General features: G+C 52.4%; 24 protein-coding genes. 7 read left to right on the top strand and 17 right to left on the bottom strand.

Annotated features, from left to right (window positions below):
- Positions 1-148: 148 nt before the first annotated feature.
- The 3 genes from AB1N33_RS02515 to AB1N33_RS02505 all read left to right on the top strand — a co-directional run bounded on the left by AB1N33_RS02515 (position 149) and on the right by AB1N33_RS02505 (position 2,913).
- Positions 149-985 (top strand): AAA family ATPase, encoded by an 837-nt coding sequence (locus AB1N33_RS02515; protein WP_411269941.1) that lies wholly within the window; start codon positions 149-151, stop codon positions 983-985.
- The gene (locus tag AB1N33_RS02510) at positions 985-2,166 is read left to right on the top strand and encodes a vWA domain-containing protein (RefSeq protein WP_411269940.1); all 1,182 of its coding nucleotides are present in this window, start codon (positions 985-987) and stop codon (positions 2,164-2,166) included. The genes AB1N33_RS02515 and AB1N33_RS02510 overlap by 1 nt, the downstream gene beginning before the upstream one ends.
- 84 nt (positions 2,167-2,250) lie before the next feature.
- Positions 2,251-2,913, top strand: a complete 663-nt coding sequence (locus AB1N33_RS02505) for a rhomboid family intramembrane serine protease (RefSeq protein ID WP_411269939.1) — start codon at positions 2,251-2,253, stop codon at positions 2,911-2,913.
- Here the strand turns inward: AB1N33_RS02505 and AB1N33_RS02500 are convergent.
- The 8 genes from AB1N33_RS02500 to cmoA all read right to left on the bottom strand — a co-directional run bounded on the left by AB1N33_RS02500 (position 2,891) and on the right by cmoA (position 12,093).
- Complete coding sequence (locus AB1N33_RS02500) at positions 2,891-4,270, bottom strand: MATE family efflux transporter (RefSeq protein WP_411269938.1); 1,380 nt, start codon at positions 4,268-4,270, stop codon at positions 2,891-2,893. The two genes, AB1N33_RS02505 and AB1N33_RS02500, sit on opposite strands and share 23 nt — an antisense overlap.
- Entirely contained in the window at positions 4,267-5,499 is a 1,233-nt protein-coding gene (moeA, locus tag AB1N33_RS02495; RefSeq protein ID WP_411269937.1) for a molybdopterin molybdotransferase MoeA, read from the bottom strand. The genes AB1N33_RS02500 and moeA overlap by 4 nt, the downstream gene beginning before the upstream one ends.
- A gap of 75 nt (positions 5,500-5,574) precedes the next feature.
- Positions 5,575-7,329 carry a sugar phosphorylase gene (locus AB1N33_RS02490; protein ID WP_411269936.1) on the bottom strand — a complete coding sequence of 585 codons (1,755 nt, stop codon included), beginning with the start codon at positions 7,327-7,329 and terminating at the stop codon, positions 5,575-5,577.
- A gap of 3 nt (positions 7,330-7,332) precedes the next feature.
- Entirely contained in the window at positions 7,333-8,556 is a 1,224-nt protein-coding gene (locus tag AB1N33_RS02485; RefSeq protein ID WP_411269935.1) for a glycosyltransferase family protein, read from the bottom strand.
- An 8-nt stretch (positions 8,557-8,564) separates the two neighbouring features.
- A complete protein-coding gene (locus tag AB1N33_RS02480) occupies positions 8,565-9,383 on the bottom strand; it encodes an HAD-IIB family hydrolase (protein ID WP_411269985.1) in 819 nt (272 codons plus the stop codon).
- The gene (locus tag AB1N33_RS02475; protein WP_411269934.1) at positions 9,383-10,261 is read right to left on the bottom strand and encodes a P-loop NTPase fold protein; all 879 of its coding nucleotides are present in this window, start codon (positions 10,259-10,261) and stop codon (positions 9,383-9,385) included. Before AB1N33_RS02475 ends, AB1N33_RS02480 begins: the two co-directional genes overlap by 1 nt.
- Before the next feature lie 97 nt (positions 10,262-10,358).
- Positions 10,359-11,333: a tRNA 5-methoxyuridine(34)/uridine 5-oxyacetic acid(34) synthase CmoB gene (gene cmoB / locus AB1N33_RS02470; RefSeq protein ID WP_411269984.1), complete on the bottom strand. Its 975-nt coding sequence runs from the start codon at positions 11,331-11,333 to the stop codon at positions 10,359-10,361.
- A 13-nt stretch (positions 11,334-11,346) separates the two neighbouring features.
- A complete protein-coding gene (cmoA, locus tag AB1N33_RS02465) occupies positions 11,347-12,093 on the bottom strand; it encodes a carboxy-S-adenosyl-L-methionine synthase CmoA (RefSeq protein WP_411269933.1) in 747 nt (248 codons plus the stop codon).
- A 173-nt stretch (positions 12,094-12,266) separates the two neighbouring features.
- Between cmoA and AB1N33_RS02460 the strand changes: the two genes are divergently transcribed.
- The gene (locus AB1N33_RS02460) at positions 12,267-12,902 is read left to right on the top strand and encodes a response regulator transcription factor (RefSeq protein ID WP_411269932.1); all 636 of its coding nucleotides are present in this window, start codon (positions 12,267-12,269) and stop codon (positions 12,900-12,902) included.
- 9 nt (positions 12,903-12,911) lie between these two features.
- Complete coding sequence (gene add, locus AB1N33_RS02455; protein ID WP_411269931.1) at positions 12,912-13,925, top strand: adenosine deaminase; 1,014 nt, start codon at positions 12,912-12,914, stop codon at positions 13,923-13,925.
- A 2-nt stretch (positions 13,926-13,927) separates the two neighbouring features.
- On the opposite strand, the gene AB1N33_RS02450 is transcribed toward add, so the two are convergent.
- The 5 genes from AB1N33_RS02450 to purM all read right to left on the bottom strand — a co-directional run bounded on the left by AB1N33_RS02450 (position 13,928) and on the right by purM (position 19,769).
- Positions 13,928-14,614, bottom strand: coding sequence for a CAP domain-containing protein (locus tag AB1N33_RS02450; protein WP_411269930.1), 687 nt, complete (start codon positions 14,612-14,614; stop codon positions 13,928-13,930).
- Positions 14,615-14,739: 125 nt separating this feature from the next.
- Entirely contained in the window at positions 14,740-17,187 is a 2,448-nt protein-coding gene (fadE, locus tag AB1N33_RS02445; RefSeq protein WP_411269929.1) for an acyl-CoA dehydrogenase FadE, read from the bottom strand.
- 200 nt (positions 17,188-17,387) lie between these two features.
- Entirely contained in the window at positions 17,388-18,098 is a 711-nt protein-coding gene (locus AB1N33_RS02440; RefSeq protein WP_411269983.1) for a DUF3108 domain-containing protein, read from the bottom strand.
- A complete protein-coding gene (gene purN, locus AB1N33_RS02435) occupies positions 18,085-18,732 on the bottom strand; it encodes a phosphoribosylglycinamide formyltransferase (protein WP_411269928.1) in 648 nt (215 codons plus the stop codon). The genes AB1N33_RS02440 and purN overlap by 14 nt, the downstream gene beginning before the upstream one ends.
- Complete coding sequence (gene purM / locus AB1N33_RS02430; RefSeq protein WP_411269927.1) at positions 18,729-19,769, bottom strand: phosphoribosylformylglycinamidine cyclo-ligase; 1,041 nt, start codon at positions 19,767-19,769, stop codon at positions 18,729-18,731. Before purM ends, purN begins: the two co-directional genes overlap by 4 nt.
- A gap of 240 nt (positions 19,770-20,009) precedes the next feature.
- Between purM and AB1N33_RS02425 the strand changes: the two genes are divergently transcribed.
- Positions 20,010-21,416: a DUF2066 domain-containing protein gene (locus tag AB1N33_RS02425; RefSeq protein ID WP_411269926.1), complete on the top strand. Its 1,407-nt coding sequence runs from the start codon at positions 20,010-20,012 to the stop codon at positions 21,414-21,416.
- A 2-nt stretch (positions 21,417-21,418) separates the two neighbouring features.
- On the top strand, positions 21,419-22,153 hold the full coding sequence (gene hda / locus AB1N33_RS02420; protein ID WP_411269925.1) for a DnaA regulatory inactivator Hda: 735 nt from the start codon (positions 21,419-21,421) through the stop codon (positions 22,151-22,153).
- Here the strand turns inward: hda and AB1N33_RS02415 are convergent.
- Genes AB1N33_RS02415 through arsC form a run of 4 tightly spaced genes read right to left on the bottom strand, consistent with a single transcriptional unit; the run spans position 22,150 to position 25,457 of the window.
- Positions 22,150-24,090 (bottom strand): hypothetical protein, encoded by a 1,941-nt coding sequence (locus AB1N33_RS02415; protein ID WP_411269924.1) that lies wholly within the window; start codon positions 24,088-24,090, stop codon positions 22,150-22,152. The two genes, hda and AB1N33_RS02415, sit on opposite strands and share 4 nt — an antisense overlap.
- Positions 24,090-24,512, bottom strand: coding sequence for a DUF2069 domain-containing protein (locus AB1N33_RS02410; protein WP_411269982.1), 423 nt, complete (start codon positions 24,510-24,512; stop codon positions 24,090-24,092). The genes AB1N33_RS02415 and AB1N33_RS02410 overlap by 1 nt, the downstream gene beginning before the upstream one ends.
- Before the next feature lie 10 nt (positions 24,513-24,522).
- On the bottom strand, positions 24,523-25,104 hold the full coding sequence (gene wrbA, locus AB1N33_RS02405) for an NAD(P)H:quinone oxidoreductase (protein WP_411269923.1): 582 nt from the start codon (positions 25,102-25,104) through the stop codon (positions 24,523-24,525).
- Positions 25,104-25,457: an arsenate reductase (glutaredoxin) gene (gene arsC / locus AB1N33_RS02400; protein ID WP_411269922.1), complete on the bottom strand. Its 354-nt coding sequence runs from the start codon at positions 25,455-25,457 to the stop codon at positions 25,104-25,106. The genes wrbA and arsC overlap by 1 nt, the downstream gene beginning before the upstream one ends.
- Positions 25,458-25,532: the final 75 nt, after the last annotated feature.

The raw sequence follows: 25,532 nt of genomic DNA, 5'->3' as shown, positions 1-25,532 counted from the left end.
TATTAATAACCTGAATTGGGGTATCGCAGACTACCCCTATATCATTGGTGCCAACGACCAAAATGCAAAGTGCTTTTTTGCTATATGTTATGGTTATTTCTAATGATTAACGGCACAGACGCCCACGATTTACAATTGAGGAATGCAGATGGCTTTTAGTGGTACGTCCAATTACATTGCGACCAAAGAACTGCAACTGGCGGTTAATGCAGCAGTTACGCTGGAACGCCCGTTACTGATTAAAGGTGAGCCGGGCACCGGCAAAACCATGCTTGCCGAGGAGCTGGCAGCCAGCCTCAACACGCAGCTCATTCCCTGGCATATCAAGTCAACCACCAAGGCACAGCAGGGGCTGTATGAGTATGACGCAGTGTCGCGCCTGCGTGATTCTCAACTCGGTGATGATCGCGTACACGATATTCGTAACTACATTGTGAAAGGGAAGTTATGGCAGGCCTTTGAAGCTGAGCAGCGCCCGGTGTTGCTGATTGACGAGATTGATAAAGCGGATATTGAGTTTCCCAATGACCTGTTGCTGGAACTCGATAAAATGGAATTCTTCGTGTATGAAACACAAGAGCGTGTGGTTGCCCGCCAGCGTCCTATTGTGATCATTACATCAAACAATGAAAAAGAGCTGCCTGATGCATTCCTGCGTCGCTGCTTTTTCCATTACATTCAGTTTCCAACGCCGGATGAAATGCGTGAGATTGTGGATGTCCATTTTCCTGACCTTAAAAAGAACCTGCTCGACAGTGCACTCAATGCGTTTTTTGAATTGCGCGAGGTGCCGGGTCTGAAGAAAAAACCGTCAACGTCGGAACTGATTGACTGGCTTAAACTGCTGGTGGCCGAAGACATCCCGCCGGAAGCGCTGCATAACAAAGACGGTAAGGCGAGCATTCCGCCGCTCTACGGTGCACTGCTTAAGAATGAACAGGACATTCATCTGTTCGAGAAACTGGTCTTTATGGCGCGTCGCTGATGCTGATTGAGTTTTTCTTCTGCCTGCGTAAATACGGCCTTAAGTCCAGCCTGCGTGAGCTGCTGGATTTACTGAATGCACTGAAACAGCATGTGGTGTTTGCCGATGTAGAGGCGTTCTACTATTTGTCGCGAACCATTCTGGTAAAAGACGAGACGCACTACGATAAGTTCGACAGGGCGTTTGCGGATTATTTCGAGGGCGTGGAGGCCATTGATCTGTTCGGTAAGGAAATTCCCGAAGAGTGGCTGCGTAAGCAAATCGAAAAAACGCTCAGTGATGAGGAAAAGGCGAAACTACAGGCAATGGGTGGCCTGGAAAAACTCATGGAAACCCTGAAACAACGTCTGGAAGAGCAGCAAAAGCGCCACCAAGGCGGTAATAAGTGGATTGGTACCGGTGGTACGTCACCGTTTGGCGCCTACGGTGACAATCCGGAAGGCGTACGCATTGGCCAACAGGGCAATCGTCGTTTTTCTGCCGTCAAGGTGTGGGATAAGCGGGAATTTAAAAACCTGTCCAGTGATGTCGAACTGGGTACCCGCAACATTAAAATGGCGCTCAGAAAGCTGCGTAAATTTGCCCGTACCGGTGCCAGTGAAGAACTGGATATGCAGACCACTATCGGCGAAACAGCGCGAAAAGGCGGAATGCTTGATATTCATATGGCTCCGGAACGGCATAACGCGGTGAAAGTGCTGATGTTCTTTGATATTGGCGGGTCAATGGATCCTTACGTGAAATCCACCGAGGAACTCTTCTCCGCAGTGCATTCCGAGTTCAAGTATCTGGAATACTTTTACTTTCATAATTGTGTGTATGAAGAGGTCTGGAAAGATAACCATCGTCGTGATGCAGAGCGTATCCCGGTGTGGGACATCATTCATCGTTATGGGCCTGACTATAAAGTGATCTTTGTTGGCGATGCCACGATGGGACCGTATGAGATCACCTATCCGGGGGGCAGCGTTGAACACTGGAATGAGGAGCCCGGCAGCGTGTGGATGCAACGGTTGCTGAATCATTTTTCCAAAGCGATCTGGTTAAATCCACAACCGAAACCGTACTGGTCGTATTATGCGTCATTAAAAATCATGCAGGAGATCATGGGTGATCGCATGTTCCCGCTGACCCTTGAAGGCTTGTCTGAAGGGATCCAGGCATTAAGCAAGGCGCGCTGAACCTGACCAGCCTGGCCGGGTCAGCCCTTGTTTTTTAACCAGCCAGTCCCACCTCTTGTTTACTATCCGACCACAGGGGCAGGGATGAACAATTACCGCCTGAGCTATGCCATAAAAGTCAGCGTTATCTGGGTCACGGTGTTATGGGTTATCCAGACTGCCGGCGAGTTGTTTCACCTGCCGCTGTCGGCACTCGGGATCCAGCCCCTTAATCTTGCCCACGCCTACGGCATTCTTACAGCGCCGCTGGTGCATGGCTCGTATGAACATCTGTTTAACAACACACTGCCTTTGCTGGTACTTGGCGCCGCACTTATCTACGGCTACCCGAATACGCGCAGGAAGGTAGTCGTGATGGTCTGGCTGATGTCGGGTACAGGTGTTTTTCTGTTCGGGCGTGATGCCGTGCACCTGGGCGCCAGTGGTGTGTCACACGGACTATTCTTTTATCTGTTTGTGGTCAGTATTCTGCGCCGTGACGTGCGTTCGGTCGGGCTAATGATGATTGCGTTTTTTATGTATGGCGGCATGATAATGACCATCTTCCCGCGCGACCCGGCGATTTCTTTTGAAGCGCATTTCTTTGGTGCCGCGGGCGGCGTATGCGCAGCCCTGCTGTGGTGGAAACAGGATCCTAAGCCGGTTCAAAAACCCTACGAGTGGGAACTCAGAGACAGTGAGGATCCTGTCATTGGGGATCAGTGGAAGCAGACCGAGGAGCACACTACGCGACATGGGCGTGACTAGCGCCCGGTAAGCGTCGCTGGATATACCATAATCTGGCACCCAGCATCACGGCGGCGCTGCTGAGGCCGACAATGAAGCCTATCCAGAATCCGGCGCCTGCCATCGGGGCATCGGTCAACAGCGTCGTACGACCCAGCACGACACCCACCGGCAAGCCAATTAACCAGTATGCTATAAAGGTAATAACAAACATGGCGGTGGTGTCCTTAAAGCCACGCAACGCGTTTGCTGAAATGACCTGGATTGCGTCGGAAAACTGAAACAGAGCCGCGTAAATCAGCAGTGAATTTGCCAGACCGTAGACGGCGTCACTGTCGGTGTACAGGCGAATAATTATGCCCTTGGCAAGCACGGTGAATGACGCGGTCGCCACGGCGATGATAAGGCCGGTAAGCAGGGCACTTTTGACTGCCGTTATAGCCTGTTTTGCTCGCCGCTGACCCATGCGATAGCTGATCCGGATGGACACAGCCATACCCAGGCTCATGGGAAACATAAACATCAGGGCAGAGAAGTTCAGCGCGACCTGGTGTGCGGCCACCGCCGTTGCCCCGAACGGGGCCAGTAACAGGGCGACTACTGCAAAAAGGGTAACTTCAAACAGCAGGGTCATGGCAATCGGCATCCCCAGCCTGAGCGTGCGTGCTATCAGCGAAAGGCGAGGCAAAAAACACTGACTGAACAAACCGAAGCGTGCCAGTGCGGGCGAAAATATCACGTAGATGGCGGTGGCCAGCAGCATGGCATAAATAACCAGTGCCGTCGCAATACCACAGCCCGCGCCACCAAAGGCCTGAATTGGGCCGGCACCGTAAATAAACACATAATTACCAATAATATTCACCATCAGCCCGATAACCGTGATGATCATGGTCGGTTTGGTTTTGCCCAGGCTTTCGCAGTAGTTACGTAACCACTGGTACAGCGCAAAACCCGGCATCGCAAGCAGCACATAGCGGACATAGTCAACGGTAATGGCGAATAACGCCGTGTCCATCGGAAACAGTGAGACCAGCGACGCGGTAAAGGGGTAGAGCGCCAGCGACGCCAGTCCCATTGCCAGTAACAGGTAGCCGGCCTGTTGCGCGGTATCTGCGACTTCATGTTTTTCATTGCTACCATGCAGGCGCGAAATAAGCGGTGGAATGGCCAGCGCGATGCCCTGAATGAAACACATTATCGGAATGGTAATACTGAAACCCAGCGCAACGGCCGCCATGTCAACGGCCGAATAGCGGCCTGCCATAATGGTGTCGCTGACCCCCATCAGCATCTGGGTTATCTGGGCAATTAACAGCGGCCATGCCAGTGTGAGTAACCGTCGGGTTTCCAGAATAAAGCGTTTTGATGGCGTCATCCGCTAAGTCCTGTCTGGCTGAACGGCAAAATCGTAACCATGCTGTCCTGCTCGACGCAGCTTACCCCGGCTTCCAGCTGTATGTAGCAATTTGCCTGGGTTACCGTGGTCATTACCGCCGAACTCTGACGTGGGAGAGGTGTTACGCGTAACCTATTTTCGACTGTTTTTTCTGCTACTGCGCGCATAAATTCCAGGCGACCGGGCTGGCGACGAATCGTCTGCGTCAGACTAGCCTCGGCAGTATCATAGTCGGCAATATTCTGCTCACCACTTAAGCTGCGAATCATCGGAAGCACCAGCATCTGGGTGGTCACATAAGCAGATACCGGATTACCCGGCACGCCACAAAACACAGCATTGCGATAGCGACCAAAAGCAAACGGTTTACCGGGCTTGATGGCGACCTTCCACAGGTCAATGTGTCCGTTTTCAGCAACCACTTCTTTTATAAAGTCAGCATCACCAACAGAGACACCACCACTTGACAGGATGACATCCGCGTCACGCGCAGCCTCATCGAAGGCCGTCTGTAGCGCGTGCCTGTCGTCGGCAATAATGCCTTTATCAATGATGGTCACGGCAAACGGGCTGAGTAAATGCCGCATGCCGGTCCGGTTGGCTTCAAACAGCTGTGATGGGGCGGCAGTGCCGCCAGGCTCACACAGTTCATTGCCGTTTGCCAGCAGGGCAACACGAACAGGACGAATCACCTCAACCTCATGTAAACCTTGTGACGCCAGTAACATCAGATGGGCCGCAGAAAGGCGGGTTCCTCCTTCTATCAGTGTCTGTCCGCGGGTGACATCGCTGCCGGTCTGGCGGATGTTTTCCCCTGGTGCTGGCCAGACGGTGACTGAAACACCGGTATCATCCACGCTGGTATTTTCCTGCATGACAACAGCGTCGGCGCCGTCAGGCACCGGGGCGCCCGTCATAATGCGAATAGCATGACCAGCCTTTAGCGTTGGTACAGTGGCGCTGCCGGCGTGAATGGTCGCTTGCACTGGCAACGGGCTGCCGGTATGGCACTGCGTATTGATGGCATACCCATCCATCGCTGCATTGTCCCAGGGGGGAACATGGTGTGTAGCGGTCAGCGGGTGGGCAAGAACCCGGCCAAGGGCATCATTCAGCGAAATGCGCTGACTGTCGCTAAGCGGTTTAATACTGTCTGACAGCGCGGCCTTCGCCTCGCTAAGCGTTAACCAGGTAGTTGCAACAGTCATGAACGCCTCCGTGGCTCGGCAAAGTCAGGCGCCGATTATCCATGAATGGGGCGCCTTTGCCAATGCCGGGTGGCGTTACTCAAAGTCCTGGTTACTGATCCAGACCGTCTGGTAGGGTTTTAACTGCAGAAAGTTGTTCAGATCGTCAATCGGGGTGCGGGAAATCAGATCTATCCACTGATCGGTGCCAATCAGGTTAATATCGGACAGCAAAATAGCCTGGTCGGTATCACTGACGTTGCTGATACAGAAGATACTTTGTTTTCGGTCGAGGCTTTGTCGCCAGTAGCCAAATATCTGGTCGCCTAACTGCAGTGTAAATTGCGTGGCATTAGGATGAAACGCACTTTGCGCCTTTCTGATTCGGATCAGCTGTGACAGCCGCGTCAGTACTTTATGGTGCTGTGAAAACGGTGAGTCGAGCAGTGCCGCCAGTTCACTGGCATCCCAGCGCCGTCGGTTAATCGACCGGTTCTGGCCGGTATTCGCGACTTTTTCGTAGTCGTTGGAAGTGCCTACCAGGCTGTGAATATACAGGCCGGGTATGCCTTCCATGCCCAGCATTATCGCGTGTGCGCAGATGAAGCGATCAACCTGATAGCGATCCGGACCATGCTCGGTGCCCTGCAGGGCGTCAAACAGCGTGATATTGATTTCATATGGCTTTTGCTGACCGTTGTCCGATGCCCGCCAGGAAACCTTACCGCCAAAACGTTGCATGGTGTGCAGCAGAGTAGACAATTCGTCTTCACTCAGCAGTCCCTCGGCAGGCCGAAGCCCGATACCATCGTGGGAAGCAATGAAATTGAAATAGGTTGTGCCGTTTTGTGCCGGTGGCATGCTCATCATCCAGTTTTTCAGATACCGGCAGTCGCCCGTGACCAGTGTATTGACCAGCAGCGGTGGCAGCGAAAAATTGTAGATGGCATGCGCTTCGTTAGCATTACCGAAATAGGTCAGATTTTCACGGTTAGGAATGTTGGTTTCAGTGATAATGATGACCGTAGGATCAACATGTTCAATCAGGGTACGTAACAGCCGGATCACTTCATGCGTCTGCGGCAGATTAATACAGGATGTGCCGATCACTTTCCATAAAAAGGCCACAGCATCCAGTCTGAAAAGGCGCGCGCCTTTATCCAGATAAAGACGGATAATGTCGACAAAGGCCAGCAACACCGACGGATTGCGAAAATCAAAATCAACCTGATCATGGCTGAATGTGCACCAGACGTATTTCACTCCGTCGGCACACTGCGTCTCTCTGAGTAACGGCGAGGTTCGCGGACGCGTTACCAACGACAGGTCATCGTTCGGGCTGGCGGTAAAGAAAAAGTCGCTGCCCGGTCCTGTCCCGTTGATAAAATTGTCAAACCACACACTGCGCGCTGAGCAGTGATTGATGACCAGATCAAACATCAGGCCGTAGTCACGAGCCAGTGCCTCAATGTCTTCCCAGTGCCCCAGCGATTCGTTTACGCTTGAATAATCAATAACCGAAAAGCCATCATCACTGCTGTAGGGAAAGAAGGGCAGAATATGCACCTTATTGATGGTGTTTTTACAGTAAGTGTGTAAGAAGCGGTTGAGGGTGTGCAGTGGCGCTTCGTCGGCATCCACCACACTGTCCCCATACGTGATCATGACAATGTCATTCTCATCCCAGTGGTTAGCGTGGGGCTGGGGCGAATGGATATCCGCCTCGTTTTGAATGCCGATGATGTTAAGCAACTGCGTTGCAAGCTCGCTAACCGGTAAGGGAAGCGCTACGTCGGCATAGATCGTCTGCAGGTGATGGCAGACTTTTTCATGTAACAAATCCCATTGCATAGGCTACTCCGAAAACTCTTTCGTGTCGGCTTCTACCGCCTCTTTCAGCCGCTCGAGGATGTTAGGCACGGCGCTGGTTACCCGGTTCCAACTGGGAATAAACGGTGTTTCCATCGGGTTTTCGAGAAAGTGCTGACCTGCCTTCATGATATTACTGGCAAACATTTCTACCGCTTTCTCTTCGTTATGAATATCCAGCGTCAGCCCGTTCATGACTGCATCGTTGTGGTAGGTTTCGATAAAATCCAGGGCGATGCGAAAGTACGTGGCTTTAATAGAGCGGAACATTTCGTTGCTGAAGGTATAACCCTGAGTCGCTAGTTTACGGAACACGGCTTTAGTAATGTCAATTGACATTTTGGACAGGCCACCCTGGTCGTTATTCAGGGAAAGATCCTGGTGTTTATGATCATAAACGTCACAGATATCTGCCTGGCACAGCCGATTATGTGAATAATTGCGGTGCATTTCTGACAATACACCAATTTCGAGTCCCCAGTCGCTTGGAATACGAATGTCATTTAACACATCACGACGAAAAGAAAATTCGCCGGCGAGCGGGTATCGGAAGCTGTCCATGTATTCCAGGTACTCGTTATCGCCCATGATACGTTTTAACGCGCGCAATAACGGAGTAACCAGCAGACGTGACACCCGGCCATTAATTTTGCCGTTGGCAACGCGGGCGTAAAACCCTTTACAAAACTCATAGTTAAACAGTGGGTTGGCAACCGGATAGATAAGACGGGCGAGCAAATCCCTTTTGTAGGTCACTATGTCACAGTCATGCAGTGCCACTGACTCGGCGCGGTTAGACGCCAGTATATAGCCCATGCAGTACCAGACGTTACGGCCTTTGCCCATTTCCTTGGGTGCCAGCCCCTGTTCCTGCAGTTCTTCATCCAGTGCCCGTAGTCTTGGACCATCATTCCACAACACCCGGTGATGTTGTGGTAAGTCGCTGAAAAATTTAAGCGCATGCTGATACTGCGCCTTATCGGCACGATCAAGTCCTATCACAATTTCTGACAGGTAAGGTACCTGAGCCAGTTCAGAGATTATCCTGGGTAACGCTTCTCCCTCCAGTTCAGAAAACAGCGAGGGAAGGATCAGGGCCATTGGCCGTTTTTGTGAAAACCGCAACAACTCGGCTTCAAGATCTTCTGTCGGTCTGTGAGACAGGTTGTGCAGTGTGGTGACCACTCCGTTCTGATAAAAATCGGCCATGTGTCCTCCTAGGTATCTAACGATAGCAATTCAGTTAACATTTCGTTCCAGCCCATCGGGCCTGGCAGGGTACTGGTGTAAACCTGTTCTTGTTTTTCTAATTCAGGTGGGGCATGTGACGGGGAGAGAATACGTACTGCGATGGTTGCCGCTTCAAGCATGGCAATATCATTATTACCATCACCCAGAGCAACCGACTGCGCCGGCATGTCGTACTGGCGTTCAAATTCCTGCATAAGCCAGTTCAGTGCTACTCCTTTATTGCTGTCACCGGATACATGGATGAACCGGCCCCCTTCCAGCAAAGTGGCGCGCCGCTCGCGAAGCGCATTCATGAACAACCTTTTTCGTTCAGGTGTGCCGAGCCATTGCACAGGCTCACCAAACTGACGTTGGGCTGCCAGCGTGGCGGAGGCTTCATCCAGACCGGTCGCCTCCTGGATTTGTGCGATGGTCATTGCTGAAAAATGGCGGAACTCTCCCTCAAAATCGGGTTTCACTGCGTCGAGTAGTTTCAGCCAGTAGGTTTTTGGTGAGATAAACGCTTTGCACCAGAAGCCGTCCTGCCACACGGTGCCGGATGGCTTACGCTCGAAAAAACCATGCGGAATATAAATGGCGGCACCATTTTCAACGATAAAGGGACCATCCAGGCCAATGGACTCGCGCAGCGCCAGTACCTCGGCAAAGGTTTTACTGGTTGTCGGGATCACCGGAATATGGCGTTGCGCGAGGGCACGCAGTGCAGGTTTGGCGGCGTCAAACGAATACGTATGGTGGTCAAGAAGGGTACCGTCCATGTCAGTAAAGATCAGGGTCTGCATGATTACCTCTCTTCCCGGTCGCAGACGTAGCGCTTATCATCAAGATACAACACCTGCTGGCATTGTGATGGAAGCTCCGTCAGACAATGCTCTGTGAGGCGTTGGTAAAACTGCACAAAACGCGCAATGGCATCATCTGACATGGTTTTACTCAGTGACTCACCACGTTCCTTCAGCGATGCAATCAGTTTATGCTCCTGCTCCTCACGCCAGGTTCGTACCTGCCGGAAGGAAGGCGCTTTGAGCATCAGCAGATAGTCAATACGGGCAAACCAGGACTGATAGGTTGTCGCTAATTGTGTATTAACGAAACGACGCCAGATGCCAAGCGGATCCTCATCGCGCTCAAGTGCATTGACCGGTGTCTTAAGGGCTGCATCAGACTGGGCTGGCGCGCCAACACACCAGCCCTCAAATAACACAATGTCACAGGGGGTATTCACCACCGGCCATTGTGTAACCGGGTAGGGATCGTCAATGGCTTTATTAAACCGGGGCAGTGATGTCGTACCATACTGGCCAAGCCGGTCGAACGTTGAGGTAGCCAGACTGATATTGTGCGTGCCGGGCACGCCGCGCGTAGCCAGCAATGGATGGACCTTGACTGCCAGAGCGTTGCGTTCGGTCTGTGCTAAATAGAAATCGTCAAGCGACACGGTCACTGCGCTAAGACCATGGTGCTCACTCAGGTAGGCAGCAAGAAATGCGGCCAGGGTCGATTTTCCCGATCCCTGGCAGCCATTGATGCCAACCACGAACGGCCGTTTTGCACTATCTTGGTGCCTGACTATCGACTCTGCGACAGGGATGAACCAATGTTGTGCAATTGCCGCATAGGTGGCAGGCAGACGGTGTGTTGCCAGAAACGCAGGTATATCCATGTCACCTCTTTTTTCAACGCCTGAGAATAACGGGTTTTGAAAAGAGATAGCTTCAACAACTGTGCCAATCTCACCACCAGTATAGTGGTGAACGGGGTTATTTTCTGGTCGCGGTCAGTACGGCACGTTGTGGTGCAGGATAACCTTCTATGGTGCGTGTCGGATCGTCAGGATCAAGAAAGTCGCGCAAAGACTGACTGGTCATCCAGTCGGTAGCGCGCTGCTCTTCGGTGCTGGTATGGCTCACGTCAACCACAGCAATATCGGTAAAACCAACTCTTTCGAGCCACACAGTAAGTGCCTTTGTACTTGGGATATACCAGACATTACGCATTTGCGCATAACGCTCGCCGGGCATGAAGACAGTGGTTTCGTCGCCATCGACGACCAGCGTTTCCAGAACCAGTTCACCGCCTTTCCGGCACTGGTTTTTAAGCTGAAAAAGAAATTCAATGGGATCCCGACGGTGATAAAGAACACCCATCGAAAATACAGTATCAAAGGCATGCAGTGGCTGCATTTGCTCAATACCCAGTGGCAGCAGGTGAATACGGGGATCCGGATTGAACGTTTTTACTGCCTGAAACTGGATCAGGAACAGCGCAGTGGGATCGATCCCGATGACACTGGCAGGCTGTTCGCCAAGCATACGCCACATGTGATAGCCACTGCCACAGCCAACGTCCAGCACATGACGGTCATGTAACGGGCTGATATGCGGTTTTACACGGTCCCATTTCCAGTCTGAACGCCATTCGGTATCAATGTGGATGTCATGGATATAAAACGGCCCTTTGCGCCACGGCATAAATCGTTTCATGAGCCCGATAATCTGGTTTTGTGTGTACAGGTCGATGTCTTCACTGCTGCCAAACGCGACTCTGTCTTTCAGTTCAATGACGCTGGGTGTGGTCTCTGGCAGCTTAGCCACCAGCTTGACCCACTTGTCAAATTCACCATGCCGGGCCGAGCGATACCAGTCAGTCACCTGCGCGGGCAGCGTCTCGAGCCAGTGGGCAAGTGGCGTGGTCAGCAGATGCTGGTAACAGGAAGAAAACCACTGTTCGTGTATTTGTGACATCGTGTTAATCCTGTTTTGTGCTGTGTTTAATGGCCACCATGGAGGTGAAATTGTAGCACTTATACCACATTACCACGTCCGCAAAGCCCGCCTCGCGAAGGCGGGTCTCGTGCTCTGCAAAGGTGTCGGTAAGCATCACATTCTCCAGTGCGGCACGTTTCTGGCTGATTTCCAGCTCGCTATAGCCATTATCGCGTTTAAACTGATGATGAAGGTCAATCAACAGCTCATTGCCTGCAACGGAAGGGTGACGGATTTTTTCAGACAGCACCAGGATGCCACCGTCATTCAGACCGTCATACAGCGTTTTCAGCAGAGCAGGGCGATCTGCTGGTGGAATGAACTGCAGGGTAAAGTTCATAATCACCATTGACGCATTAGTGACCTTTACGTCCTGCGCAAGCCCACAGGTCAGCGACACCGGATTTGGCAGGCTGTAACTGTTAATAATGCGTTCACAGCGGGAAATCATGGCCTGTGAACTGTCAACACCCAGGATCTCACAAGGAATATCCGTGGTCGCGCGCGCCACTGACAAACTTGCCGCACCCAGTGAGCAGCCCAGATCATAAACGCGTGAATGCGGCGTCACATGACGTTTAGCCAGCTCGCCGATGGTATGAATGATGGTCTGATAGCCCGGTACCGAACGCTGGATCATATCCGGAAAGACATCGGCCACGGCCTCATCAAAGGAGAAATCTTCCACGCGCCTCAGCGGCGTTGCGAAAATGTTGTCTGACTTAGTCACAAATCTGCCCGATTGAATAAAAACGGTCGCAATTTTACCTTTCCTGTGCGAAATGCCAACTTTTCCTGACGGAATCACCAGTTAAGCGCAGGAACTCGAAATTTTGCCTTTTCGATCTTAGTCTAAAGTATTACTCTAGGTGGAAATAATGGAATAGGACAAAATTAGTACATATGACAAAAATCCTGGTCGCGGACGATCATCCTTTATTCAGAGAAGCGCTGAAAGGCGCGCTGATGCCGTACTTTGAAAATACCGCCATCGTTGAGGCCGGCAGCCTCGACGACGTACTGACACAACTTCAGGACAATCAGGATGTCAGCCTTATTCTGCTTGACCTCAATATGCCGGGTGGCGAATATTTCAACGGGCTTATTACGCTAAGGGAGCAGTTTCCTGAATTACCCATCGCAGTGGTGTCGGGCACAGAAAAAGTCGAGGTCGTGGCGCAGGTGATGAGTCTTGGGGCGAAAGGTTTTATTCCCAAATCGACGCCAACCAAGGCGTTAGCAGAAGCGATTACCAATATCAAAAACGGCGGGAACTGGTTGCCTGATACGCTTGCCGAGGCGCTTGATAAGGTTGATGATGAGTTTAAAGACCTGCTGGCCCGTTTCCGCGAACTCACCCCTAAGCAGATACAGGTTCTGTCTTACCTTCGTTCGGGCCTGATGAACAAACAGATCGCCTACGAGATGAATGTTACCGAAGCGACAATAAAAGCGCACATCAGTGCAATATTACGCAAACTGGAAATTAATACCCGAACGCAGGCAGTCTTGCTGATGGATAAGCTCCAACTGAGCTGATCCGCGTACATGGTTGACCCGGAACTCCCCCTTATTGATTTGCACCGGCACCTGGACGGCAATGTTCGTCCGGCCACCATCTTTGACCTCGCTGTACAGCATGATCTGCCTTTAAAAGGCTCAACCGTTAATGAGGTTGCACACCGTGTTCAAATTCAGGATAAAACGTCAGATCTCCTGGCATTTATCGGCAAACTCGAACACGGCATGTCCGTGCTGGCCGACGCAGATGCCTGTCGGCGCATTGGATTTGAAAATGTGGAGGACGCGTACCGTGAAGGCCTGGATTACTGTGAACTGCGTTTTTCTCCGGTATTTATGGCCTCGGCATTTTCATTGTCACTCGATGATGTCATTGATGCCGTGATTGATGGTGTTAGTGCGGGAACTAAAGCCTATCCGGTTGACGTTAATCTTATAGGCATTCTTAGCCGGACATACGGACCTGCGCGGTGTAACGAGGAGCTCGATGCGCTGCTTCGTCGTCGCGATGCGCTGGTCGCAATTGACCTGGCCGGTGACGAGGCCGGTTTTCCCGGCGATTTATTTATTACCCATTTCAGACGTGTACGTGATGCTGGTCTTGGTGTGACCGTGCATGCCGGGGAAGCTGATGGCCCGGCCAGTATCTGGCAGGCGATCAATGTGCTTGGTGCAAACCGGATAGGGCATGGTGTGGCGGCAATACAGGATCCGGCGCTGATGGAGCAAATTGCGCAGAGGCAGATAGGAATAGAAACCTGTCTCACCTCAAACTATCAGACCGGCGCGTTTACTGACACGACGAACCACCCGATTACTTCATTTTTATCAGCTGGTATGCCGGTTACACTCAATACGGATGATCCGGGGATCTCTGCCATTACGCTGAAATCTGAATTTACGGTTGCCCATACGGTATGCGGATTAACGCCCCGGCAACTGCGACAGTGCCAGACTAATAGCCTCGATCAGGCGTTTTTATCCGACGCCGGAAAAACGCGGTTACGACAGCAGCGCAGTGCGTCAACGCGCAAACTGTAACATCATTGTTGTTGTCGTTCCTGTTCCAGGTTATCACTCGCGCTGTCTTTAACCTCTGAGCGTGGCGTCATCACACCCAGGCCCTTATCTGGGATGGTGTCGAAGTTCGTATGGTCGCTGTCTTTTTTGAGCTTGGTTAAGTACACCACCCAGTGTTCAACATAAGGCGATGCCGGATCCTTATAAAAGCCAATGCCCAGTTGATTTTGCTCACGGTAAAAATCAATTTCGCCCAGCAGGTGCTGGCGGTGATCATGTGATTTCTTAAACGCGTTCCAAACCTGCCCGGCACTTTTATACCCACCCGCGATAGCTTCAACCTGATTACTCATTGCGGAGCCATAATAATCGGGCAGCGACAGGCCAGCCTCGCGCAGGCGACTGTTGGGACTGCCACCCAAAAAATGCGCAACCAGTTCATGCTTCGCCATGACAACGGCCTTCTCAGCAGCCGCCCGCGTCAGCACGGGGTGACAGTGAATTTGTGCGCGCTGCTGTTGTAAATCGGTGATGATGAGTTTCGCCAGTTCCCGCGCTTCGGCATTATTGCCACAGTATTGCCAGCGTGTAGATGTTGAGGGATCGGCGTAAGTGTTAAAAGAAAACAGGGCGGCAAGTACACCCGGCAGAACAGAAAAACGACCGATACGACGCAGCGGCAGGGCGGTAATACAACGATAACCAAACATACAACATCCTTTTATTCCGCGCGTTTCCATTCGTGCGCGACAACAATACCGTCACCTTAGCACGTATCACAACGTAAAAAAAAGGCTGCCCACGGGCAGCCTCAGGTTAGCGAAATGCCTGAACGTTACGCCGCTTTGCCTTTGCGTTTGCTTGCCGGTTTGATAACCAGTTCGTCATGATCAAAGTCGTCTACATTGATGGTTTGCAGGCGACCTTTTTCAGTGCGCTTGAGCAACGCGGCCTCATCCTCATTGATAATGCCTTCTGCCAGAGCGTCGTCTGCCAGTTTATCAAGACCGGTAAACGGCAGCTTGGCATCCTTGTGTTTGCAGATACGCTCGAACACCGGTTCACTGGCGAGTACGTCATCCAGTGTTTGTTCGAGGTCGCCAAACAGATTGCCACGCTCACGTTTGGTGTACTGACCCTCGCCCAGACGACTGCGGGCCGTAGACGGCGTCTGCAGCATCACCGCAATGGTGTGCTCCAGTTTATCATCAGGCTTGTCAACGCGACGTCCGAACGGGATCACAATGGCTTTCATGTAGCGTGCAACCGCTTTATTCGGGAAATTGTCGATAAAGTCGATGATTGCCGTTTCAATGTTGTACAGGGTGTCGAGCATGGCCCAGTGCAGCAGTGGCAAATCTTCTTTAAGGCGACCATCTTCATCGAAGCGTTTAAGGGTTGTGCTGCCCATGTACAGGCCACTCAGTACATCACCCAGGCGGGCAGATAAACGTTCACGACGCTTAAGATCGCCGCCAAGTACGCCCATTGCGATGTCGGTCATCATTGCAAGGTTCGCGCTGTAACCCTGCAGCAGCTTATAGTACCGCGCGGTTTCGTCAGCGAACGGTGCGCTGTGGAAGCGACCTCCTGTCAGCGAGAACCACAGACTACGGACCGTATTGGCAACAGCGAAACCGATATGACCGAATACCGCTTTATCAAACGCTTTCAGACTCTCACGCCGATCATCAATGGCTGCCGCCTGAATTTCTTTGAGTACGTACGGGTGACAACGCATGGCGCCCTGACCGAATATCATCATATTACGGGTCAGGATATTGGCGCCTTCGACGGTAATTGAAATTGGCGCGCCCTGATAGCCGCGGCCCAGGTAATTGTTTGGCCCAAGCATAATGCCTTTACCGCCATGCACATCCATGGCGTCATTGATGACCTGGCGCATTTTTTCAGTGAGGTGGTATTTGCTGATCGCTGATATGACCGACGGTTTCTCACCGAGATCGACACCTGCCGTCGAGAAACGGGTGACACCGTCCATCAGATAGGCGTTACCGCCGATCCGGGCCAGCATTTCCTCAACACCTTCCATGTGACCGACCGGCAGACGAAACTGACGACGGATGCGTGCATAGGCACCGGTTGCCAGTGCTACGGCTTTGGCGCCGCCGGCAGCGGTCGATGGCAGCGTAATACAGCGGCCAACAGACAAGCATTCCATCAGCATTCGCCAGCCTTTACCGGCCATGGCTTTGCCACCAATAATAAAGTCAAGCGGTACGAATACGTCTTTACCACGTACCGGTCCGTTCTGGAACGGTGTGTTAAGCGGGAAGTGACGGCGGCCAATCTCAAGCCCTTTGGTATCGCGCGGGATCAGCGCACAGGTAATGCCGAGATCTTTCTTGTCGCCCAGCAAACCGTCCGGGTCGTACATTTTAAATGCCAGACCAACCACGGTCGCCACTGGCGCAAGTGTGATATAGCGTTTATCGAAGTTAAGGCGCATGCCGAGTACTTCTTCGCCTTCCCATTCACCCATGCAAACGACGCCGGAGTCAGGAATCGCACCGGCATCTGAGCCTGCTTCCGGGCCAGTCAGTGCAAAACAGGGAATTTCTTCTCCGTTAGCAAGACGTGGCAGATAATAATCCTGCTGCTCTTTCGTGCCATAATGCTGAAGCAGTTCACCCGGCCCCAGTGAGTTTGGTACACCGACCGTACTTGAAAGTACGGCACTGCTACCGGCCAGTTTCTGAAGTACCCGTGACTGAGCATACGCAGAAAATTCCAGTCCGCCGTACTGCTTTTTGATGATCATGGCGAAGAATTTGTGCTTTTTCAAAAATGCCCAGATTTCCGGTGATAAGTCTGCGTCTTTGTGGTTGATTTGCCATTCATCCACCATGTTACAGACCTCGTCACACGGCCCGTCCAGAAACGCCTGTTCCTCGGCAGTTAGCCTGCTGCGGGAAATCCGGTGAAGTTTGTCCCAGTCAGGCTTGCCTGTGAAAATGTCGCCATCCCACCAGACCGTACCGGCATCAATGGCTTCCTGTTCAGTGGAAGACATTTCCGGCATGACTTTGCGGTAAAACGCGAGCAACTTCCTAGTGATGTAGTTCTGACGAATGTCAGTAACCGTGAAGGGGATCGCAATGGCAAGGTAGACCAGCCAGCCAAGCAGGCCCACATCACCAAATAATGTTCCCAGAACCAGGACCCCGGCACCGGCTGCGACGGCGGTTGTCAGACTGGTACGTTTATAACTGGCCACCGCCAGTGCCAGAATAACCAGTAAAAACCAGATAAATGCTGCCATTCCTATCTCCAATTGTGGCGTTAAGCGTGCTGTCTGACCCGGAAAAAAAGCACGGTATTACGCCGGCTTGAGGTCAGACCAGCATGTTGTAAACCTATATACGAACGGGAGAAAGATCAAGATTTTTACAGCAAAAAGGCAGGCGAACTGGCCGCGAAAGTTGACGGGTTCAGCGGCCAGGAAGAAGACGTGTTGGAAGGTCAGAGACTCTCGTAGGACTTAAGCTGAATGTCGCCCTGTTCGTCGCCGTCTTTGAACTGTTGGAGCCTGACCAGATTGTAATCCAGTTCAGGTGCAAACCAGATAAAGGTTTCGCGTTTATTCGAGTCGCGCAGCAGTTTTACTTTAATGGTTTCCAGCGTGCCGTATGGCAGAGACAGGGTCTCTTCACCAATAACCTGTACGCCATAATGACGTTGCTGGCCGCGGTAGTTAATAAAGTCAAAGCCACTTTTGGTCACCCCATTCGCCAGCTTACGCGGCAGATCTATGCGATAAATCTGGTTATCCAGTTCGCCCTGCCATGCCATCGTGTCTTTGTCATTCACCACCAGTGTATTGTTATCAGTCTTAAAGCTAATCGATAACGCTTTGTCCGGTCCGGTTCCACTTCGGTTGTAATGGTATTCTGAGGGAATGAGTTCGCCGTTTTCTACCGTGAAAATAGAGTGCTCGTAGCGTTTGTCAGAGAGGAAAAATTTTGACACATGCGAAGAGTAGGTCAGCGAATACTGATCAGTGGCAAGTGGTTTAAGTTCCATCTCGGCCTTGCCAATATCGCTGCCCCATTTAAATGCCGTGTAGACAGCATGAAACGGTGTCAGCTTCGGTTCTTCAGCCTGTGAAAATGTTGTCCAGAAGAGCAGGGAGGTGATGCCGATGACCCCTGCTGCTGACTTAGTCACTGGCATAACCTGTTGGAGGAAGTGCTTCATTGTCCAATACCGCCTTATTGTCCTTCATCACTAATCGATCATTACATATCCATGACAGCACCAGTGGGTAAAGCCGGTATTCCTGCTCCTGTACCCGCGATGCCAGGTCGTCTGCTGTATCGTCCTCAAACACCGGAACCCGGCTCTGAATGATTACCGGGCCGCCGTCAAGTTCAGCGGTGACATAGTGCACGCTGACGCCGTGCTCAGTGTCGCCATTATCAAGCGCACGCTGATGTGTATTCAGACCTTTGTACTTGGGCAACAAAGAGGGATGAATGTTCACTAATTTTCCGCTGAACGTGTGAACAAACTTTTCTGTCAGAATACGCATGAATCCGGCAAGTACAACACAGTCGGGCGTATACTGTTCAATCAGTGACGCCAGGGCGACATCATAATCTTCTCTCGATGCGTAGGTAGTATGATCAAGGCAGTGAGCAGGAATGCCGGCCTCTTGTGCCCGGGTCAGACCATACGCGTCAGGCCGGTTACTGATAACACAGCCGATGCGGGCGTTCAGGCGGCCCGCTGCGATTGTGTCGATGATACTTTGCAGGTTACTGCCGTTGCCTGAAATCAGGACACACAGTGTTTTCACGTCACTCACTGATTAATCTCTACCTGTTCCTCGCCGTCTTTGGCTGCAAGATCACCAATAACCCAGGCGTTTTCGCCGTGTGAGGTCAGAATAGACAATGCCGTGTCAACGTCGGCCTCGTCAACTACCAGTACCATGCCCACACCGCAGTTAAAGGTACGGTACATTTCATGGCGGGTTACGTTACCGGCCTGCTGCAGCCAGGTAAACACGGCTGGCCATGCCCAGCTTGATTCATCAATCACCACTTTCGCAGACTCAGGGAGCACACGCGGAATGTTTTCCCAGAAACCACCACCGGTAATGTGTGAAATGGCGCTGACCTTAACTTTCTCCAGCAGTGCCAGCACTGACTTCACGTAAATGCGTGTTGGTGCAAGCAGGTGTTCAAGCAGTGGTTTACCTTCCAGCATCATTGCTGTGTCAGCGCCACTGACCTCAAGTATTTTTCTGATCAGCGAGTAGCCGTTCGAATGTGGCCCGGAGGAGCCCAATGCAATCAGTTTCTGTCCGGGACGAACCGTACTGCCGTCAATCACGTCATCGGCCTCGACCACGCCAACACAAAAACCGGCGATGTCGTAGTCACCATCGTGATACATTCCTGGCATTTCTGCAGTTTCACCACCAATCAGTGCACAGCCGGCCTGTTCACAGCCTTCACCAATGCCGGTTACAACATCGGCGGCGACATCGACATCAAGCTTGCCGGTCGCGTAGTAATCAAGGAAAAACAGCGGTTCTGCACCCTGTACGATCAAATCATTGACACACATTGCGACCAGATCGATACCGACGCTGTTGTGCCGGTTTGCATCCATGGCGACGCGCAGTTTTGTGCCTACACCGTCAGTGCCAGACACCAGCAGAGGGCGCTTGTATTTTTGTGGAATCTCACACAGTGCGCCAAATCCGCCAAGATTACCTTTTACCTCTGGTCTGTGGGTTCGTTTGGTGACTGATTTAATGCGGTCTACAAGTTGGTTCCCGGCATCAATATCTACGCCTGCATCTTTATAACTGAGGGATGTGTTTTTGTCGCTCACGTGTTCGCCCTGGTGCATTAGGATGGAAGAACGCGGATTCTACCAGTTAGCACAAATAACGCAAAATTCATTATGCCCGACCAGTGTGCCCGGTGGCGTGAATAACATGTCTGTGGATGAAACGGTATTAACAGATGAAATATCCCTTTAAATATCACACAATAGCGTTTTACGGGCGGGGAGTAACCTCTGTCTGCCTTCGCCTGTACAGGCGTTTCATGAACACTAATGAGGTATTGCGTGCTGGGTTTGTATTGCTTCCGTTTGTGCCGTGCGGCTGTGATTGCGTGTGGTCTGGCTGTGTCTGCAGCTGGTCATGCCGCGCAACAGGTTGATGTATCAGAAGTACGGGTAGCAGTGAAGGACCAGAGTCAGTCAGTACAGAGAACTGCGCTGCGCACGGCGATGGGGCAGGCGCTGGTGAAAATGTCCGGCGATCCCGCCATTCTCTCGCTGCCGTCACTCAAAGCTGCGTTACGTGACGCCGACAGTTACCTGCGCTCTTACCGTTATCAGGACACCGCGCGGGGCATGACACTGATCGCCAGGTTTAACGAAGAAAGGCTGCTGTCACTGCTGCGTGATGCTGCGCTGCCGGTGTGGGGAAGCCGACGTCCACAAAGCATCGTCTGGATGGCGGTGGAAGACGATGATCTGCAACGCCGGGTTATCGATGATGCAGACACCAGCCCGCTCACAGACGCCTTAAAATTTGCAGCTCAGGCAAGAGGTGTACCGGTCAGCTTTCCGCTGATGGACCTTACAGATTCCCAGGCTATCAGCCTGTATGAAATTTGGGGGCGTTTTTCAGCATCGCTTAAAGAGGCGTCTTTACGTTACGCGACCGATAACATCATTGGGGCGCGCCTGTATCACAACCATCAGACAGCGGTCCCGGATTTACCGTCTCAGCGCGCACTGACTGACCTGATTACCAGCATGGCCAACGCCTCCGGAGAGGGTACCCAGCCCGCTTTCTTTGGCGCAGGTGTCGATGGCGCGGTCATTTATGTGCCGGAGGATACGTCATCAGTGTTAACTGAGTCGCAGCCTGATCCACAGCAAGGTGACAGCATGGCGGACACGTTGCAGCCTGAGGCTTCAACTGTGTTGGCAACAGCCCCCGCGATGACAGCTTCCCGTGAGGACGGTCCCAGAGTTGCGAATGCGTTGCTGCCGTTCAGTGTCGAAGAGTTTGAACAGCTGGCAGAGCGGGCGGATAAGGGGGCCTATGCCCTGGACTGGTTGTTGATTGTTGATGGTACACAGCGCTCCGGTTCACTTTACGGAGACGACCCTGAGCAACTTATTGCATCTCTGGTTGGTAAATATGCTACGTATCTGGCTTCGCAGTATGCCATTCAGCCGTCTGATGCCACACAGGCCCTAACAGATGTTGTGATTTCGGTTGCCAATATGACCAGTCTTACCGCCTACGCGAGGGCGCGGGATTACCTGCAAAGCCTGAGTGTGGTTGATAAAGTCAGTCTGGTTGCTCAGGATGGCTCCGTTGGGTCGTTTTCGTTGTCATTGATTGGTTCTGCCGACGACTTTATGAGTATTATCCGGTTAGAGCCCCGTCTTACGCCAGTCACTGACGCTTTTGGTCAGCCTTTGCCCGGCTTTAACTTTTACTGGAACGAGTAAACATGCAGTTGCCGTTGCCAGTGTCTTTACCGGCAGATGAAACCTTTGACAGTTTTGTCGCCGGTGATAATGCCGAATTGCTGGAACTGCTGCGCAGCCTCGCCGGTGCGATGCCAGCGTGGCGAATCAGTACATCGCTGACCTCACTGACAACGCTGCAACTTCCCATGCTGACCCTGGTGGGTAACGAAGGGAAGGGCAAAAGTCACCTGCTTTATGCACTGTGTCACGAGCTCGCTTCCGCCGAGGTCCCGCATGTGTATCTCAATCTGTCTTCATGGGCAGAGTGGACCAGCAGTGTGTTTGACGGGCTCGAATCCCTGCCTGTGGTCTGTCTTGATAATATTCATGAGATTGCCGGACAACCAGAGTGGGAGCTGGCGTTATTTGACTTGCTTAACCGCGTCAGTGAAAGCCGCTTCACTGTGATTGTGGGGACCAGCCGGCTCGGTCACAGCCATCCGGCTTTCCTGCTGCCTGATTTACGGTCAAGACTCGCGTGGGGACTGACGTATCAGCTGGCTGCGCTTAATGACGAGCAGCGCAAGGACGTGATCAGAGCGAGAGCCGCACAACGGGGGCTACGCTTTTCCGATCAGGCCCTGCAGTTCCTGCTTAACCACGCTGACCGTGATTTACCCAGTCTGATGACCCTGCTGGACCGGCTGGATACCCGGTCGTTGCAGGAACAGAAGAAATTGTCGGTGGCCATGGTTAAACGTGAACTCGGTCTCTAATGAACCGGGATCCCTTGTAATACCAGTGGGGCGTGTTCATATGGCATGGGCGGCAACTGCTGCCCCGATGTGACGGTGCCACTGTCGACTTGCCCTGCAGATTCTGCTGCAAGGGATACCGTGTCAAACCAGGACTCCCCCGTCGGTAACGCAACAGGTGGCAGTAATGATTCTGCCGCCTGCTCAGCATTCAGCGAGGGTAGTATTCTCTCCAGCGCGAAAATGGCACGCTGTGTCACATCCGGCACACTGATCCGGTTACGCTGTCCCCAGGTGATGTCATAGTTTCGCTGTATCGCGGTTTCGCGCGTAAAATAGGCGTCATCCGCCGACACGCCCAGACGGTAAAGCATCATAAAGCGTTCGACCAGCATGGCGTAGTCTTCGCGTATTGTCAGGTACGAGTAATCGCTTACGGCGGTATCGTCCTCAAACCAGCCCGCCACCATTTGCGCATCATAAGATTGCTGGAGCGGCGAGGCATCGTTACCGCGATAGCGGACACTGGCCAGTGCATGGAGCTCCTGCGACGTCAGTGGCAGGGCATCATCCAGGGCATTTGAGTTAATATTGCCCTGGGAGGCGTTATACACCCCTAGCGGAGACTCATCATCACGCAGCTGAGACCAGATGGTGTAGTCGAAAAAGTCGTTCGCGTGGGCCAGTTCGTGATACATCAGCCTGGTCAGTGATGCGCTGACACCGCTGGCGGGGCGGGTTAACCGCGCTTCAAGCGGATAGGCGGGCTGTGGAAAATAGTACTCGCCGTCTTTGACGTAACGCCAGCCAGACGTGTAATTCAGGTCACTGCCAAATCCCGAGCGATAATCCGGCGCTCTGTCCAGGGTGTCGCGCTGTGACGGGGTTTGCCAGAAATTATTGGCATCCAGATAAATGGCGCCTGTGGCAGTCCAGTAAAATGAAGGGCGGATATCATAAGAAATCACGACGGCGGTGGTGGCGCGCAGCAGCGACAGCATATCCTCTGCCGCCGGATCATTGCGCAGGTAGTCGGCAAACACATCGCCCATCCATGGATGGGATACCAGGGTACGGTTAAGCACATCTTCTACACTGGGTGACTCAGTTTCACTGCCCAGCATAGGGAGCGCAGAAAAAGAGCAGCTTCTTGCCTGGGTGTTCGAATATGTGCAGTTGACCAGGGCATTCGCGTAAGGGCTGTCGGCCCGGTATGGCATCATGCGGGCACTGACGGTCTCGAGAATGTTGTCATCATTACGATCCGACACCATAAATGCATTGGTGGCGTAATCAATATTGCGAACGACGACCATGCTGTCATCGCTGGCGGTTGAGCCGTCGCTGAAGGTGACGGTAGCCCGCATGGTTACCATGCTATCCTGATTCACTTCCGGCGCCTGGAAATACACCGAGTGAGAGGGGGATCCGTCGTCATAACTGAGATTAAGAATAGCCGGGCCTGACACCTGCTCCCAGCGAATATCGCTGACGGTGTCGTAGTCCGTCACATCGGCGTACAGCGTGACACGCCCGAGCTCGCTGGCTTCACGGCCAATCCTGACTCTCACGGAAGGCGCACTGCCCTGAGTAACGCGCACAGTCACACTGGCTTCAGTGGTATTGCCACTCGCGTCAGTGACGCTCACGCTGACAGGGTAGTTACCCGGCGCTGTCGCATCAAAGCCAATCACCTGGGTGTGTGCTGCGAGCAGTTCAATTGCAGGGTCTTCACTTTGCCATGACACGGTGTCAAGGCTGACACCATTATCGGCAGTGACGGCAAGCTCAACCACGTCGCCGACGACAACATCCTCATCGCCATAGATTGTGATACTAAAACTGTTGTTGTCTGGTGGTGTGTCAGTTGTTGGTGTTGACGGGGAACCACCGTTGCCACCGCCGCCGCAGCCAGTCATGACAACACACAATAACGACCCACAAACCAGATTACGCATTACGGTCTCCTTTTCTCGAAAGCGTCACGCTCTTCCTGCATAACATCTTTGAGCTTTTTCAGTCCCATGCCAAGTTCACGACCGCGTTTACGCGCATAGACCGCACAGCCGGTGAACATGGCACTGGCAAGAACGAGTTCCACCAGTGCATACGTCCGTTCCGGTGATACGGCGTACACGACGGTCAGTGCATGTACGACATAAAACAATACGATAAAGTTAGCCCAGGCATGCGTGTAGGGCTTACCCTTAATAATACCTGGTAGTGGTAATAATAGCGGTAACAGATAGACCAGAAAAATAAACAACGAAGAGTATTGTGTATGTTCAACCAGTACAAAGTGCCATATTACAATCCACAGCAGAAGCGCTAAGTGACTGAAAAGCGCCAGGAAACGGTAAATTTTCGTGTCGTTTGCCACGGTAACCTCATTATTCATTATTTTTCTGTAATGCAATGGCGATCTTTGCCAGACGTTGTCCCTGAGCGATGCATAACGCACGCTCTTCTTCGCTCAGCCTGGTACTGCCATCCATTGCGAGATGCGATACCCCGTAAGGCGTGCCGCCGGTTCTGGTGGAGTGCAGGGCGGGTTCGGAGTAGGGCAAACCCGTTATCAGCATACCATGATGCAGCAGTGGCAGGATCATTGAGAGCAGCGTGGACTCCTGACCGCCGTGCATACTATTGGTTGACGTAAACACACAGGCAGGTTTGCCAATCATGCTGCCTTTCAGCCAGTTCTCAGACGTGCTGTCAATGAAGTGCTTGAGGGGCGCCGCCATATTACCAAACCGGGTTGGGCTGCCTAGTGCCAGTGCACTGCACTGGGCAAAGTCATCCTGTGTGACATACGGTGGACCCTGTTCGGCGTCATCGTCGTCACTGTTCAGCGAGGGCACGGTGCGCAGCATTGCTTCCGCGCCCGCCATTTCAACCCCGTTGGCAATGGCTCTTGCCAGCTGTGCGGTAGCACCGTGGCGGCTATAATACAGAATAAGTACGGGGGCCATCAGAGTAATTCCAGGATATTTTCCGGTGGTCGGCCAATGCGTGCACTATTGCCACGTATGGCGACAGGGCGCTCCATCAGTTTAGGGAATGTCGCCATCGCAGCGAAGCGATCCTCATCCGTGGTGTCGGGCGAGTCCAGACCGGCTTCCCGGAACTCCGCTTCTTTAGTACGCATCATCTCGGTTACTGAGGTCAGTCCCAGCTTTGCGAAAAGGGCTTTCAGTTCGTTCTTATCTAACGGGGTTTTCAGGTATTCCACCACCTCAGGCTCTATCCCTTTTTCCTGTAATAAGGCCAGTGCCTGTCTGCTTTTTGAGCAGCGCGGATTGTGAAGAAGGGTAATACTGGACATTTTACGGCTCCTTTGATGATATTCGGGGGGACTATTGCGCGTTTGACGTTGATTATCAAGAGGCAGGAACCGGGT

This window comes from Alteromonas nitratireducens (genome assembly GCF_040812025.1).
GTDB classification, from domain to species: domain Bacteria; phylum Pseudomonadota; class Gammaproteobacteria; order Enterobacterales; family Alteromonadaceae; genus Alteromonas; species Alteromonas nitratireducens.
This window is presented reverse-complemented; position numbering and strand designations above follow the sequence as displayed.

Bases quoted from the DNA above. Each gene is read 5' to 3' on its own strand.
- AB1N33_RS02515 (WP_411269941.1), top strand. From the start codon at position 149: ATGGCTTTTAGTGGTACGTCCAATTACATTGCGACCAAAGAACTGCAA.
- AB1N33_RS02510 (WP_411269940.1), top strand. From the start codon at position 985: ATGCTGATTGAGTTTTTCTTCTGCCTGCGTAAATACGGCCTTAAGTCC.
- AB1N33_RS02505 (WP_411269939.1), top strand. From the start codon at position 2,251: ATGAACAATTACCGCCTGAGCTATGCCATAAAAGTCAGCGTTATCTGG.
- AB1N33_RS02500 (WP_411269938.1), bottom strand. From the start codon at position 4,270: ATGACGCCATCAAAACGCTTTATTCTGGAAACCCGACGGTTACTCACA.
- moeA (WP_411269937.1), bottom strand. From the start codon at position 5,499: ATGACTGTTGCAACTACCTGGTTAACGCTTAGCGAGGCGAAGGCCGCG.
- AB1N33_RS02490 (WP_411269936.1), bottom strand. From the start codon at position 7,329: ATGCAATGGGATTTGTTACATGAAAAAGTCTGCCATCACCTGCAGACG.
- AB1N33_RS02485 (WP_411269935.1), bottom strand. From the start codon at position 8,556: ATGGCCGATTTTTATCAGAACGGAGTGGTCACCACACTGCACAACCTG.
- AB1N33_RS02475 (WP_411269934.1), bottom strand. From the start codon at position 10,261: ATGGATATACCTGCGTTTCTGGCAACACACCGTCTGCCTGCCACCTAT.
- AB1N33_RS02460 (WP_411269932.1), top strand. From the start codon at position 12,267: ATGACAAAAATCCTGGTCGCGGACGATCATCCTTTATTCAGAGAAGCG.
- add (WP_411269931.1), top strand. From the start codon at position 12,912: ATGGTTGACCCGGAACTCCCCCTTATTGATTTGCACCGGCACCTGGAC.
- AB1N33_RS02450 (WP_411269930.1), bottom strand. From the start codon at position 14,614: ATGTTTGGTTATCGTTGTATTACCGCCCTGCCGCTGCGTCGTATCGGT.
- fadE (WP_411269929.1), bottom strand. From the start codon at position 17,187: ATGGCAGCATTTATCTGGTTTTTACTGGTTATTCTGGCACTGGCGGTG.
- AB1N33_RS02440 (WP_411269983.1), bottom strand. From the start codon at position 18,098: ATGCCAGTGACTAAGTCAGCAGCAGGGGTCATCGGCATCACCTCCCTG.
- hda (WP_411269925.1), top strand. From the start codon at position 21,419: ATGCAGTTGCCGTTGCCAGTGTCTTTACCGGCAGATGAAACCTTTGAC.
- AB1N33_RS02415 (WP_411269924.1), bottom strand. From the start codon at position 24,090: ATGCGTAATCTGGTTTGTGGGTCGTTATTGTGTGTTGTCATGACTGGC.
- wrbA (WP_411269923.1), bottom strand. From the start codon at position 25,104: ATGGCCCCCGTACTTATTCTGTATTATAGCCGCCACGGTGCTACCGCA.
- arsC (WP_411269922.1), bottom strand. From the start codon at position 25,457: ATGTCCAGTATTACCCTTCTTCACAATCCGCGCTGCTCAAAAAGCAGA.